Source organism: Paenibacillus wynnii (assembly GCF_030812855.1).
Lineage (GTDB): Bacteria > Bacillota > Bacilli > Paenibacillales > Paenibacillaceae > Paenibacillus_AQ > Paenibacillus_AQ wynnii_A.
In genome coordinates this window covers 97,674-111,456 of record NZ_JAUSTK010000009.1, presented here as the reverse complement: position 1 = coordinate 111,456, position 13,783 = coordinate 97,674, and the positions used below count along the sequence as shown (strand labels likewise).

Here is a 13,783-nt window from a genome sequence, read left to right as displayed (position 1 = left end):
GTCTTAGGTGGAGACATCCCTTTTACGGAAGACCATCCAAGAAACCAACAGGAATAGAACATAATAGACGGCAAGTATGGTCACGGCAAACCCTAATGACACTCCGCCCGGACCTGTCTTTGATACTAGGTACCCCTGTAAATCCATGTGGGTGAATATTAAATACTTTGCCCACTCGTAACGCTCCGGATTAAAGATCGAGATAAAAATATTCTTGGCAAACATAATAAATAACGATAAGCCGATAGCCAGACCGCTAGCCCTAAATACGGTGGATACCATAAAAGCAATTGCGGCGGTCAGGAACAGTACAATATATTGGCACATAATAATCAAAAAAGTATATTCAGCCGGACTCCAGCTTGCTGCGGTTGCCATTCCTTCTCCAGTAGAAGAAGAAAATATAGCTGAAGATGCGAAACCGAAGGCGATTAGTACCCCGGTGCTTAGCAAACTGAATAATACCACTGATATATATTTAGACAGTAATATCTTGGAGCGGCTCCACGGGCGAATCAACAGCAGCTTGATCGTTCCCCAGGTAAATTCGCCCGCAACGGAGTCGGATGCTACAACAACGGTGAAAATCGTATTCAGGAAGAAAGCGATACTTATTGTGATTTGAAAGCTTCCCCATAGCTCAATTGATGAGTCGCTTCCGCTTGTGTAATAGATCAACACCGGAAACAACGCACTCATGACGGCTAGAATAACTAGCATAATCCATGTGCGGACACGACTATAAATTTTGATATTCTCATTATGTATGAGAGCAGCGAACTCACCCAATGCCTTCACCTCCAGTAATCTCCAAGAATTGATCCTCGAGTGAACGGGAAAGCATCTTGATACTGTATACCTTAATACCGCCCGACACCAGCCTTGCATTTATTTCTGCTATTTCCTCACGGGCTGCCTCAACAACAAGTCCCCCGCTTTTTAATGTTCCGCTGCCAATCAGTTCCTGCGCAGCTTCTGCATTATCAACCTCGAACAAAGTTTCACCCATCGGCACCGTTGCATTCCCCACTGCCTTAAGCTGTTTCACATCCACCAACCGACCATTCTGGATAATAGCAATTCGATCGCACATTAGTTCCATCTCGGATAGGAGATGACTGGAGACAAATACCGTGGTCCCTTCCTCTTGGCAAAGACGGCGCAAATAATCCCGAAGCTCACGGATCCCTTGCGGATCGAGCCCATTCGTCGGTTCATCAAGAATAAGCAGCTTTGGTCGGTGCAGCAATGCTTGTGCTACACCTAATCGCTGACGCATTCCGAGCGAATAAGTCTTAACCCTATCGTTGATTCTTTTCCCAAGCCCGACAAGCTCTACTACCTCATCAATCCGCTGCTTCGTTATCCCCGGCACCATCCGTGCATATTGGCGCAGATTCTGATACCCTGTCAGGAACTTATACATTTCAGGATTCTCAACAATAGCACCGATGTTCGCAATGGCCTCTTCAAATTCATCCTTAATGCTCCGACCGCAAATCAGTATATCCCCGCGGCTAATCGAGATCAAACCTACCATCATACGGATTGTGGTAGTTTTACCTGCTCCGTTCGGACCCAGAAAGCCAAATATTTGGCCAGGCGGAATGTCCAATGTAAGGTCACCAACCAGCGTTTTGGAGCCTATTTTCTTAGTGACTCCCTGCAAGCGGGCTACAGGCTCCAACTCATCTGTCGTTTTAATCATAAGTCTCACTTCCTTTCTCTTAGCAGTTTACCACATTTACCCTTTTTCCGAAATTTCAATATACATATATTGCAAAAAAGGGACCCAACCCCTTCCGTTATGGAAAAAGATCGAGTCCCTCTTACATGAATGCTCAAATAATATGATGATTTAAGCTATCTCTTATTATCCGCCAACACGGGCCAGTTCACGCATGTTTGCTTCAAAAGCAGCCATTAACGCAGCCTCACCCGTTAACCCTGCATCTTCAACCTTCTGAATATGCTGCATCATCCGCTTGTAATCCTTAGGAATTACACGAGCAAACTTTGGAAGATGCTCTTCCCATTGATCAAGCATACGTTGTCCAACCGCACTACCAGTAAGCTCCGTATGTTGTACAATCAGGCCGCGAAGTTCTTCAATCTCCGCTTGCTCCTCCACACGCTCGAGTAATACCATCTCTAGATTGCAGCGTTTAATAAAGCTATTATCCGCATCGTAGACGTAAGCGATACCGCCTGACATTCCCGCTGCGAAGTTTCGGCCGGTTCCGCCCAGTACAACTACGCGTCCACCCGTCATATATTCACAACCATGGTCGCCAACGCCCTCTACTACCACATTGGCACCGGAGTTACGAACTGCAAAGCGTTCGCCAGCAATTCCGCTGATGTAAGCTTCACCGCCAGTAGCTCCATAAAGCGCGGTATTACCGATAATGATGTTATCTTCAGCAGCAAAGGTCGCTTTCGAAGACGGCTTCAAGATCAGCTTGCCGCCTGACAGCCCTTTACCGACATAGTCATTAGAGTCACCCTCGACCGTAATTGTGATGCCCTTAGGTACGAATGCTCCAAGACTCTGTCCAGCCGATCCTGTGAAGTTAAGTTGAATGGTATCGTCCGGCAATCCGGCAGCGCCGTATTTGCGTGTCAATTCACTTCCCAGAATCGTTCCGACCGCACGGTTAACGTTCGTAATCGGTAAGGAAACTTCTACTGGAGTTCCCGATTCTAGTGCTGGAGCTGCCAGTTCAAGCAGTTGGCTTACATCCAATGTTTCTTCCAGTCCGTGATTCTGACGCTTGCTGCGGAAGCGTGTGCTTCCCTCAGCCAAGTGTGGTGTGTGCAGCAGACTGGAAAGGTCTACGCCCTTTTTCTTCCAGTGAGTGGATACTATGGAAGCGTCCAGACAATCTGTACGTCCCACCATTTCCTCAATAGTGCGGAAACCCAGACTAGCCATAATTTCACGTAAGTCCTGTGCCACAAAAGTCATAAAGTTAACTACATGCTGTGGGTCACCCGCAAAATTCTTGCGAAGCTCAGGATTCTGTGTGGCTACCCCAACCGGACAAGTATCCATCTGACAGACACGCATCATAATACAGCCTACAGCTACTAACGGTGCAGTGGAGAAGCCATACTCTTCGGCTCCCAGCAAGATTGCGACTGCCAAATCACGTCCGCTAAGCATTTTTCCGTCCGTTTCCAGAGTAACCCGATCACGGAGATTGTTCAGCATCAGTGTCTGATGAGTCTCCGCCAGACCCAGTTCCCAAGGAAGGCCCGCATGACGGATGGAGTTCATCGGCGATGCCCCTGTTCCACCGTCATATCCACTAATAAGGATGATATCCGCACGACCCTTGGCAACACCGGCTGCAATCGTACCGACACCCACCTCAGATACCAGCTTTACGTTAATATTTGCACGGGGATTAGCATTCTTCAGATCATAGATCAGCTCTGCCAAATCCTCGATAGAGTAAATATCATGATGCGGAGGAGGTGAGATCAAACCTACACCTGCTGTGGAGCCGCGTACTTCAGCAACCCAAGGATAAACTTTACGTCCCGGCAACTGCCCGCCTTCACCAGGCTTCGCACCCTGAGCCATCTTAATCTGTATTTCATCCGCATTTACCAGATAATTCGAGGTTACCCCGAAGCGTCCGGAGGCTACCTGTTTGATCGCACTGCGGCGTGAATCACCGTTGCTGTCCGGAATGAAGCGCGCTGGATCTTCGCCGCCTTCACCGGTGTTGCTCTTGCCGCCAATACGGTTCATAGCGATAGCCAGCGTCTCATGGGCTTCCTTACTGATCGAACCGAAGGACATCGCGCCGGTCTTAAAGCGTTTCATAATGGACTCTGCCGGTTCAACTTCTTCGAGCGGAACTGGTGCATTTTCTGGCTTGAATTGCAACAAGGACCGAATCGTTAAATGCTTCTCGTTCTCACCTTGAACAAGTGCAGCGAACTTCTTGTACGTAGCGAAATCTCCGCTGCGCACCGCGTGCTGAAGCAAATGAATGGTTTGCGGGTTGAAGAGATGCTCTTCACCGTCACTGCGCCATTGGTATTCACCGCCGGAATCCAGTACTTTATCATTGCCATCCTTATCCGTAAAGGCGCGGTTGTGAGTAAAGAGGACTTCTGCCGCCACTTCTTCAAGACCGATACCGCCGATACGGGAAGGTGTCCATGTGAAGTAACGATCAACAAATGCTGAGTTGAGGCCCACCGCTTCGAATATTTGTGCTCCACGATAGGACTGAATAGTCGAGATCCCCATCTTGGATAGTATTTTAACTACGCTCTTAGTCGCAGCTTTGATATAGTTCTTCACGGCCTTCTCGTGGGAAATTCCCCGCAGAAGACCTTGACTGATCATGTCGTCCAAGCTTTCAAAGGCCAGATATGGATTCACAGCACTGACACCATAGCCGAGCAGCACCGCGTAATGATGAACCTCACGAGGTTCACCAGACTCCAGCAAAATGCTCACTTTCGTCCGAGTGCCTTGACGAATCAGATGGTGATGCAGGCTCGACACAGCAAGCAACGCCGGAATCGCAGCATTCTCGCGGTCTACACCACGGTCAGACAGAATGAGAATGTTATGCCCTTTGCCAATAACCCGGTCAGCAGCCTCGCATAAACGGTCAATCGCAATTTTCATTCCCTCTGCACCGAGCTCTGCCGGGAAAAGAATAGGAATGGACATGGACTTGAATCCTGCACGGCGTACATGACGAATCTTGGCAAAATCCTCATTAGAAAGGATAGGTGTATCCAACGAAATCTGACGGCAGCTCTCCGGTTCTGGTTTGAGCAAGTTGCGCTCAGGTCCGATCGTTGTTGTTGTTGAGGTAACCAACTCTTCACGAATAGCATCAATCGGCGGATTGGTTACTTGGGCGAACATTTGTTTAAAGTAGTTGTACAAACGCTGCGGACGGTCCGACAGCACAGCCAGAGGTGAATCATAACCCATCGAGCCAATAGCTTCTTGACCGGTAGATGCCATAGGCTCCAGCACTTTACGCAAATCTTCAAAAGTATATCCGAACGACTGCTGCAGCTGCTGTACATTATCATGCTTAGGATTTGGAAGCTCAGGTGCATCCGGAAGCTCGTCAAGGCTGATTAAATGCTCATCCAACCACTGGCGGTAAGGCTGCTCAGAAGCAATCGCCGCTTTGACCTCTTCATCAGATATAATGCGGCCTTCTTTGGTATCCACCAAGAGCATACGGCCCGGTCTCAAACGATCCTTGTAAAGGATGTTCTCAGGGGCGATATCCAAAACACCTGCTTCGGAGGAGAGAATAATCAAATCATCTTTAGTAACATAGTATCGTGAAGGACGCAGTCCGTTACGGTCAAGAATGGCCCCGATTTGAACACCGTCGGTAAAGCCCATTGCAGCGGGTCCATCCCACGGTTCCATTAGAGAACTGTGATATTCATAGAAGTCCTTCTTCTTCTGATCCATGCTGTCATGGTTGCCCCAAGGCTCAGGAACCATCATCATGGCTACCTGCGGCAAGGAGCGTCCAGCCAGGTACAGGAATTCGAACGTATTGTCGAACATTGCTGTATCCGATCCATCCGGGTTTATAACCGGTTTAATCTTGGCCAAATCGTCTCCGAACACATCACTCTTGAACAGGGACTGACGGGCGTGCATCCAGTTCACATTACCGCGAAGGGTATTGATTTCACCATTATGAATCATGAAGCGATATGGATGCGCACGCTCCCAGCTAGGGAACGTATTGGTGCTGAAGCGGGAATGCACGAGCGCAATCGCTGATTCCAAATTCTCATTCTGTAGATCAATATAGAACTGTCCTACTTGGGCAGTGGTTAACATGCCTTTGTATACGATTTTGCGGCAAGATAAGCTTGGCAGATAGAAGGACTCGCCTTCTTCCACTCCGCTGTAGCGAATAGCCAGCTCGGCACGCTTGCGGATAACAAACAACTTGCGTTCGAAAGCAAGATCATCGGTGATATTCAGTGAACGTCCGATAAATACCTGACGTACATAAGGCTTTGCAGCTTTAGCTGTTTTGCCCAACATTTCATCAAAGGTAGGTACGTCACGATAGCCAAGCAATTCCTGGCCCTCTTCGGCAATAATGTCATTTAATTGGGCTTCATGGCGGGCACGGATCTCTTCGTTGTGAGACAAAAAGATCATACCCACACCATATTGACCTTGCTCAGGCAGCTCAAAGCCAATAGCCTTGGCTTCTGCAGCAAAGAATTTATGCGGAATTTGCAGCATAATACCTGCTCCGTCACCGGAGTTAGGTTCGCTTCCTTGGCCTCCACGATGCTCCATATTAAAGAGCATAGTCAAAGCATTGCTTACAATATCATGGGAGGGCTTACCTTTAATATGGGCAACAAAACCCATTCCGCAAGCATCTTTTTCGAACTGAGGATCGTAAAGGCCCTGTTTAGGGGGCAGTTCAGTGTGTCTCATCATACGCAACCTTTCTATTATAAAGTAGGACATTATCACCAGAAATATACAAGATATTACAAAATGAAAATTTCTTGGGCTTGTATCAAAACCTTAATAATTATTCATAGAGATTCGTTATATTATTTTATCATCGACCTTACATGAGCGCAATTTAAACTTTTTTATGATGTTGATTAACATTTGTTTTTGCGACACAGCTTTAGTGGGTAAAAGCGTAAATAATCTTTGCAATGCATAAATATACACAAAAAACGAATAAGTAGTTATGCGTTGAAAGCGTTTTAACTGATTTATGCCCCGTGATTTGTTATCAAGAAAAGGTTTTCTAATCCCTTATACCAAAAAAGCGCCTCCCGAAGGAGGCACTTAAACTATTCTAAAATTCTACTAAATTCGACCTGATTATACAGTCAAAACTTGTTCACTTTTCATGGCAGCTTCATTTTCGAGGTCTCGAGTCATGAAGTAGGTGAAAGTAAGGGCCAGGAAAGCCAGCCCGTATAATGCGAGCGTACCTGCATCTCCCCACATTACGCTATAATCGCCCGTTGAGATTACAGCCTTGAAACCTCTGACACTATAAGTCATTGGTAGCAGCGGGTTGAAGAATTTCATCCAGTTCGGAATCAGCTCCAGCGGGAAGGTTCCGGCACTTGTTGTCAATTGGAAGATAAGAATCACGATGGCAACAAATCGTCCGGGTTGGTCAAGCCAAGTAACGATCGCTTGAATGACCCACATGAAGGACAAACTGGTTATAAAAGTGAAGGCCAGGAACAGGGGTACATTCTGAACTTCCAGACCCAGTCCGTACAAGAGAACGAATGCAGCCAGTAATGACTGCAATAGACTCATCATCGAGAAGGAAAGTGTACGGCTGATGAAGCGGTTGAAGCGGCTGGCTCCAACGACTTCGGATTCACGCATAGGAATTACGAGGGTGCAGATCAGCGCTCCTACGAACAATCCAAGAGACAGGAAGTATGGGGCGAAGCCTGTGCCATAATTCGGCACTTCATTTACTTTATGTTCTTCAATTTCCACTGGCTGAGCAAACATCTGTACCATTGAATCGCTTTTGTTAACTGCACTTGTCTGCTCAGCAGCATCGCCAAGCTTTGTTGCCAACTCGTTCGAGCCTGATTTCAGCTCATCCATACCATTCTTGAGTTCACCCGCTCCGTTAGCCAGCTTCATTGAGCCGTCCGCTACAGTGCTGATACCATTCCCAAGCTGATCCACACCGCTTAGGAGCTTAGAAGTCCCTGCTTCCAGCGCCTTACCGCCGTCAGCCAGCTTAGTGCCGCCTGCCGCAGCCTCGTTAAGCTTTATGCCAAACTCGGTCATACCAGCGGCCAGCTTGCTGCCGCCTGCTTCCAGCGCGGTTGCGCCTGCTGCCAGCTTCTGCTGACCTTCCAGCAGCTGAGCACTGCCGGCGTTAAGCTGCTGAGCTCCGTCATGCAGCTGGGATACTCCGGCATCCAGCTGCTGAGAGCCAATATGCAGCTGAGTTGCACCCTGCAGAAGCTGCTCCTGTCCGCTATGCAGTACAGTTGCACCTTGCACTAGTTGCTGCTGGCTTTGCTGCAGTTGCTCATTGCCTGCTGCAACGGTTTTGCTAGCTGCCAGAAGCTTTTGCATATCTGGGCTGGCGGCCAGTTGAGGATTGGATTGAGCTAGCTGCTGCAAGCCTTGGGCTACTGCTTTCGCACCTTCGGTTACCTTTACACTGCCCTCCGCCGATGCTTTAATACCCGCTTCAAGTTTGGCACTTCCATCTACGGAGGAAGTCAATCCTGCTTCCAGCTTGCCGCTTCCTTCCACAACAGATTGTGTTCCGTCTTGAAGCTTGGCTGTGCCATCTACCGCAGATTGTGTCCCAGCCTGTAGCTTCACCGTACCTGCTTCAGTCTGCTGCAATCCGTCACTTAGTTGCTTGCTGCCGTCTGCGGTCTGTTGTACACCATCCTGTAACTGCTGATGTGCTGCGGACAGCTTCTGCAAACCATCAGCTAAGGTATTGGTACCGGACTCCAGTGCTACAGCACCTGTATTTAGATCTGTAACACCTTTAGTGAGCGGCTCTACACCGTTAAGAAGTTTGCCTGTGCCATCTGTCAACAGAAGAAGATTCTCCTCCAGCTTAACGGCACCCTCATCAAGCTTACCTGCGCCATCAGCAATCTTTGTAGCGCCATCTCCTGCCTCACCCAATCCGCTGGAAATCTCAGTGAATTTATCGAATACAGAATTGGTATAAGCTTCTGTTACTTTAGCTGAAACCTTAGTCTTAATCTCCTTCACGGCTGAACCACCGATTTGCCCAGCTAGGAAGTTGTATCCTTCATTGGGTTCAAATATAATTTTGGCGGGTTGGGGTTCCGTATCCAGCAGGGTTGTTGCTTTGGCTGAGAAGTCTTCTGGAACGACAATCGCCATATAATAAGTATTGTCCTTAAGCCCTGCTTCCGCCTTCTCGCGTGAGACAAATTCCCACTGGAAGCCATCCGTTTTCTTCAGCTCATTTAACAGATCACTTCCGGCACTGAGCTGTTTCCCTTCATATAGGGCCCCTTTATCTTGATTGACCACAGCAACAGGCAACTCATTCATTTTACCGTATGGATCCCAGAATGCCTTCAGGAATAGCCCGCTGTACAGTACCGGTATGAAGAGGACTACAAACATTGGTATTAGCACCTTTGGGTTTTTTAGAGCCGCACCAAGGTCCTTCATAAAAACGGATAATGATTTCATTCTGATTCTCTCCTTATCATCTCTTTATATGCTCTTACAATGAAACAAAACTGCAATACAGCGTAACACTGGTTGACCACTTTCCCCAATCAGTCAATTAGCTTTATAAAAAAATGCCTTGCGGCATGTTGTTGACTTATTTTCCCTTTGAGGTAATATAATCCCGTTATAGGGAAAGCTGAAAGCTAATATCATGATATTCCATTCCAATATTTAGCCCATTATTACTTTGCCAATCCTTCAGCCAGAAACAAATGAAAATAGTTTTTGATTTGTTCTTTATCCAAGGGTGTGTGCATCTTGTTCAGTTCGGTGGTCAGTACAATATATAATTTGAACATTACAACCGATACAATTTTGGGGTCACACGGTTTCATTTCCCCTTGCCGAATCGCTTGTTCCACCTCCCGTTCCAAGTATTCCAACACCACATTCTCGATTTTGTTGAGACCTTCGCCGGCCTGAGGTGTTCCGAATTCACGATTCTCTTGGGATAGCTTAATGAACAGCTCGTGCTCGCTTCGAAATTCTAACAGGGCATCTAGAACACGGTGTAAATTATCAAAAAAGGGCTTATCGCGCCTGATCTCCCGCTCGGCAATAATCTTCATTTCAATCACAACATCGCGCAAAATCTCATCAAACAGTTGCTCCTTATTGGTGAAAAAGGTGTAAATAGTACCTTTCCCGACATTTGCAATCTTTGCGACCTGATCCATTGTGGTTGCTTTGTACCCAAACAATGAAAAGGATTTGGTCGCAGCCTGTAGCACCTGCTGCCTTCGATCTACCACAGTCACTCGTACACTTCCTTTCACAGAAATACGTCGTCACCGGAATTATGACTAATTTACTAATCCGGTCACTCGGTCAATGATTAGTCTACTACTTATACTTCATGTTTGCAATACCTATGTAAATCTTTTATTTTTAATTTATTGCAGTGTTTTAACTTTCTATTTACGTCTAATTTGTATAATGTGGGAAGAGTAAGCACTTATTTCGTATATAATATAAGTAATTCGCAATTCTATTGATAAGGAAACAGGTGAACTTATGCGAAAGAAAAGAGTACTGCTGTTTTCGGAAGGCTTCGGGACGGGCCACACAGGGGCAGCCTATGCTCTCGCCGAAGGTATAAAGCTGCTGAATCCGGATGTCCAGTGCAGAGTAATTGAGCTGGGTAAATTTCTTAACCCAACAGTTGCTCCATGGATTCTTTCCGCCTACAGAAAAACAGTCAGCAGCCAGCCTAAGCTGGTCGGCATGATGTATAAGACACAATATCATAAATCACTGAACCGGTTAACCAAGCTTGCGCTACACCGGATTTTTTATACACATGCCTCACAGGTCATTGATCAGCTTAAGCCCGATTTGATTATCTGCACTCATCCGATCCCTGCCGCCGTCATCTCCCGCTTGAAGCGACGCGGATTAAATGTACCGCTCTATACGCTGATTACAGATTATGATGCGCATGGCAGCTGGGTTAATGCAGAGGTGAACCGCTATCTAGTCTCCACCTCGCGAGTCAAATCCATTCTCACCGGGCGGGGAATACCTCCAGAACTGGTGACTGTTACAGGAATCCCGGTGCACCCTAAGTTCTGGGAGCGCACGAACAAAACGCAGCTGCGCAAGGAGCTGGGTCTTGCCGATATTCCCACCGTGCTTATTATGGGCGGAGGATGGGGCTTGATGTTCGGAAAAGATGTGATGAACTCGCTCACGGCCAGGATAGATGATATTCAACTTATTTTTTGTATGGGAAGCAATAACAAACGTGTTGCTAAAATGCGAAGCAATCCTTTGTTCCGTCATCCGAATGTAAAAATTCTGGGCTACAGCAGTGAGATCAACAAGCTTATGGATGCTTCGGACCTGCTGATTACCAAACCCGGAGGTATGACATGCACAGAGGGCCAGGCCAAGGGAATTCCAATGCTTTTCTACAAGGCCATTCCAGGCCAGGAGGAGAAGAATTGCCAGTATTTTGTCGAACTTGGGTTGGCAGAGGTGCTTGATTCAACCGTAGTGGATAAATGGTACACCATGCTGCTTCGTGAATATGCGGCTCTGGAGGAACAGCGAAGACGCCGCCTCGCTCCGGACCGGCATCAACCGGGTCATTGCGCTTCTACCGTGCTTGAGATGCTTGGTAATCCCGTCACATCAACCGAATCCAGATCCCAACGGGCTCAGAGCCGAAATGAAGAAGCTGCAATTGTTACCTAAAATAATAGGCAGGCCCGAAGAACAATCCCGGGTCTGCCTATTTTTTATATTTCTATACTTTCCCCCGGAAGCAGCGGGAAACCCTCAATTCCTTCTTGACGCAAACGATCACAGAAATCAGCACCGTCCTGAGCAATAGCAGGGAACGTATTATAGTGTAGAGGAATAACCTTCTCCGCCCGCAGCCAGCGCGCAGCGAGCAGTGCATCATCAGGCCCCATTGTCAGCATATCCCCTATAGGAAGTGCCGAGATATCAATGGCATTTCTTTCTCCTATCAGTCTCAAATCTCCGAATAGGGCTGTATCCCCGGCATGATACAAAGTTTTACCGCCCATAGTCAACAGAATTCCTGCTGCCTGTCCGGTATAAATCCAAGTGTCCCCCTCCTGAAAGGAAGATGAATGAATGGCTGGAGTGTACTTCACTGTAATTCCTGCATAGGTGTGAGATCCACCGATATTCATATGCTTGACCTGTGCCCCTTTAATTCTGCAATATTCCGCAAGCTCAAATACCGCAAAGATAGGACAATTATTGTTTTTGGCAATTTCTATAGCATCCCCTAGGTGATCCGAATGTCCATGGGTAAGTAGAACAGCATCTACCTTAATTTCTTCCGGTGAAATCCCGGATTTCGGGTTACCTGACAAAAAAGGATCTATGATCACCGCTGCATCTGAAGATTCGACAAGCAATGCGGAATGTCCGTAATATGTTATTTTCATAAGCTCTGATTCCACCTCCGGTTTATATAGTTAGTTTACCCTATATCCAGAGAATGAACTATTTATAGAAGGTATGATTTCCAATGGTTTTAGCATATTTCCGAGTATGGTGCACGGTAAGGTCTTGAGCAAGCTTCAACGAGAGAAAAAAATAAGTATCATCGGAAACCTTTTTAACTCCAGAGAGCGCTGCATTGACCGCATTAATACTATCCTGATCAGGCTTTACACGTTTAAGACGCCCATTGGCTACAGGACTGAATTGGCTTCTCTGATAAATCACTTCTTTAATTGTGTCTGGGAAATTGGCTGACCGCAGCCTATTCAGAACAACGTTGGCTACTGCCACTTTGCCCTGGTACGGTTCGCCTTCTGCCTCTGCCATTACTATTTTCTGCAGCAGATGCATTTCTTCTTCGGATACCGCGTATTGCCAGGTCGCCTTGTCCTGCAATTCCTGGCTTAATAGCTCCGTCCGTGTGAAGAATAAGGTAGTGGGGGGATGTTGCTGAGATGTTGTGACCTTTTGGCTTACGGCCTGAATCCCCTTCGCAGGAGGAGTGGTGATTACAGCAGCCTTCACCGGTACAGTAGAAGGAGCTGATTTGCTCTTGGTTATGAAGTCCCCAGCATTGATCCACTCTGCTTTCCCTGCTGCTAATATATCTAGCTTCGAGTGAACTTTGTTCCCTGTCCTCTTTTGATCTTCTTTTTCTTTTAAAGTCAGCGGCATGTTAGCCGACAGTCCCGAAGATTGCAGTTTCACCAGTTGTATTCTGTTCTGCTTCCCCTCCGAGACTGCCCCTTGATCCAGTAAAACTATTGCAGAGAAGCACACTAGAATAACGCCAAGCAGCAGCGCAATATAGCGGCTTTGTTTAAATATCGACATATAATTCCTCCTATCAGCACATTCCTATTCTATGTAACCGAAAATGGGAGGTTTGAAAACATTTATGTCGATTTTCTAAAAAAATGATATTTTTTCAACCACCTCGTACATTGGACTTTTATTCATTCGGGTAACAAATATAACCATTGAATCGACGGTCCAAGGCACATCTTCGATGTCTCCATCCTCTGCTATTCCCGTACTCTGTAACGCATGAAGACCCTCCGAGCTGTAAGGCCGCTCACCCTTATATTTCCTCGCTAAAGTGATATGGGGGCTATATTTCCGTTCTTCACCTGTAAAGCCCAGTGGGAGGGTTGCAGAGGTTACAGCTTGTTGCAAATTGTGCAGCGGCAACAGATCACCGGTAATTCCACACCAGAGTACGCGCGGGGAAGAGGACGGCCCGAACGTGCCCCATTGTTGTACTGACAATTGAAAAGGAGTGACTCCTACGGTTGCTACTTTTAGAGCATCAATTAAAGGCGGAATTTTCTCAGGTGCTGTATCTCCAAGAAATTGTAAAGTAATATGGTAATCCTCAGCATGAACCCATTTGGAAAACTCCAGCTCAGAAGCCAGTCTCCGACATCGTTGTCCCAAGGCTGCACGCAGCTGTTCGGGGAGTCGGATTGCAATAAATAATCTTTCCGAGCCTATATTAATCCCTCTTTGTTCCATCGTCATTTCACCTTT

General features: G+C 47.0%; 9 protein-coding genes. 1 reads left to right on the top strand and 8 read right to left on the bottom strand.

The annotated features are described in order from the left end of the window. Window positions 1-3 precede the first annotated feature (3 nt). The 5 genes from J2T20_RS11510 to J2T20_RS11490 form a co-directional block, all read right to left on the bottom strand. On the bottom strand, window positions 4-789 hold the full coding sequence (locus J2T20_RS11510) for an ABC transporter permease (RefSeq protein ID WP_307588551.1): 786 nt from the start codon (window positions 787-789) through the stop codon (window positions 4-6). Further along, window positions 782-1,708 (bottom strand): ABC transporter ATP-binding protein, encoded by a 927-nt coding sequence (locus J2T20_RS11505; protein WP_307588413.1) that lies wholly within the window; start codon window positions 1,706-1,708, stop codon window positions 782-784. The genes J2T20_RS11510 and J2T20_RS11505 overlap by 8 nt, the downstream gene beginning before the upstream one ends. Before the next feature lie 165 nt (window positions 1,709-1,873). Beyond that, window positions 1,874-6,469: a glutamate synthase large subunit gene (gene gltB, locus J2T20_RS11500; RefSeq protein ID WP_307588550.1), complete on the bottom strand. Its 4,596-nt coding sequence runs from the start codon at window positions 6,467-6,469 to the stop codon at window positions 1,874-1,876. 405 nt (window positions 6,470-6,874) lie between these two features. After that, the gene (locus J2T20_RS11495; protein WP_307588412.1) at window positions 6,875-9,229 is read right to left on the bottom strand and encodes a YhgE/Pip domain-containing protein; all 2,355 of its coding nucleotides are present in this window, start codon (window positions 9,227-9,229) and stop codon (window positions 6,875-6,877) included. 224 nt (window positions 9,230-9,453) lie between these two features. Beyond that, window positions 9,454-10,029: a TetR/AcrR family transcriptional regulator gene (locus tag J2T20_RS11490; RefSeq protein ID WP_307588411.1), complete on the bottom strand. Its 576-nt coding sequence runs from the start codon at window positions 10,027-10,029 to the stop codon at window positions 9,454-9,456. Between the two features lie 256 nt (window positions 10,030-10,285). Between J2T20_RS11490 and J2T20_RS11485 the strand changes: the two genes are divergently transcribed. Next, window positions 10,286-11,467: an MGDG synthase family glycosyltransferase gene (locus J2T20_RS11485; protein ID WP_307588409.1), complete on the top strand. Its 1,182-nt coding sequence runs from the start codon at window positions 10,286-10,288 to the stop codon at window positions 11,465-11,467. A 44-nt stretch (window positions 11,468-11,511) separates the two neighbouring features. Here J2T20_RS11485 and J2T20_RS11480 read toward each other — a convergent pair whose 3' ends face one another. The 3 genes from J2T20_RS11480 to thpR form a co-directional block, all read right to left on the bottom strand. Next, window positions 11,512-12,195, bottom strand: a complete 684-nt coding sequence (locus J2T20_RS11480; protein WP_307588407.1) for a metal-dependent hydrolase — start codon at window positions 12,193-12,195, stop codon at window positions 11,512-11,514. 58 nt (window positions 12,196-12,253) lie between these two features. Next, window positions 12,254-13,087, bottom strand: coding sequence for a cell wall hydrolase (locus J2T20_RS11475; protein ID WP_307588406.1), 834 nt, complete (start codon window positions 13,085-13,087; stop codon window positions 12,254-12,256). A gap of 75 nt (window positions 13,088-13,162) precedes the next feature. Further along, window positions 13,163-13,768 (bottom strand): RNA 2',3'-cyclic phosphodiesterase, encoded by a 606-nt coding sequence (gene thpR / locus J2T20_RS11470; RefSeq protein WP_307588405.1) that lies wholly within the window; start codon window positions 13,766-13,768, stop codon window positions 13,163-13,165. Window positions 13,769-13,783 lie beyond the last annotated feature (15 nt).

Coding starts and splice junctions, on each gene's coding strand:
- J2T20_RS11505 (WP_307588413.1), bottom strand. CDS start 1,708: ATGATTAAAACGACAGATGAGTTGGAGCCTGTAGCCCGCTTGCAGGGA.
- gltB (WP_307588550.1), bottom strand. CDS start 6,469: ATGAGACACACTGAACTGCCCCCTAAACAGGGCCTTTACGATCCTCAG.
- J2T20_RS11495 (WP_307588412.1), bottom strand. CDS start 9,229: ATGAAATCATTATCCGTTTTTATGAAGGACCTTGGTGCGGCTCTAAAA.
- J2T20_RS11485 (WP_307588409.1), top strand. CDS start 10,286: ATGCGAAAGAAAAGAGTACTGCTGTTTTCGGAAGGCTTCGGGACGGGC.
- J2T20_RS11480 (WP_307588407.1), bottom strand. CDS start 12,195: ATGAAAATAACATATTACGGACATTCCGCATTGCTTGTCGAATCTTCA.
- J2T20_RS11475 (WP_307588406.1), bottom strand. CDS start 13,087: ATGTCGATATTTAAACAAAGCCGCTATATTGCGCTGCTGCTTGGCGTT.
- thpR (WP_307588405.1), bottom strand. CDS start 13,768: ATGGAACAAAGAGGGATTAATATAGGCTCGGAAAGATTATTTATTGCA.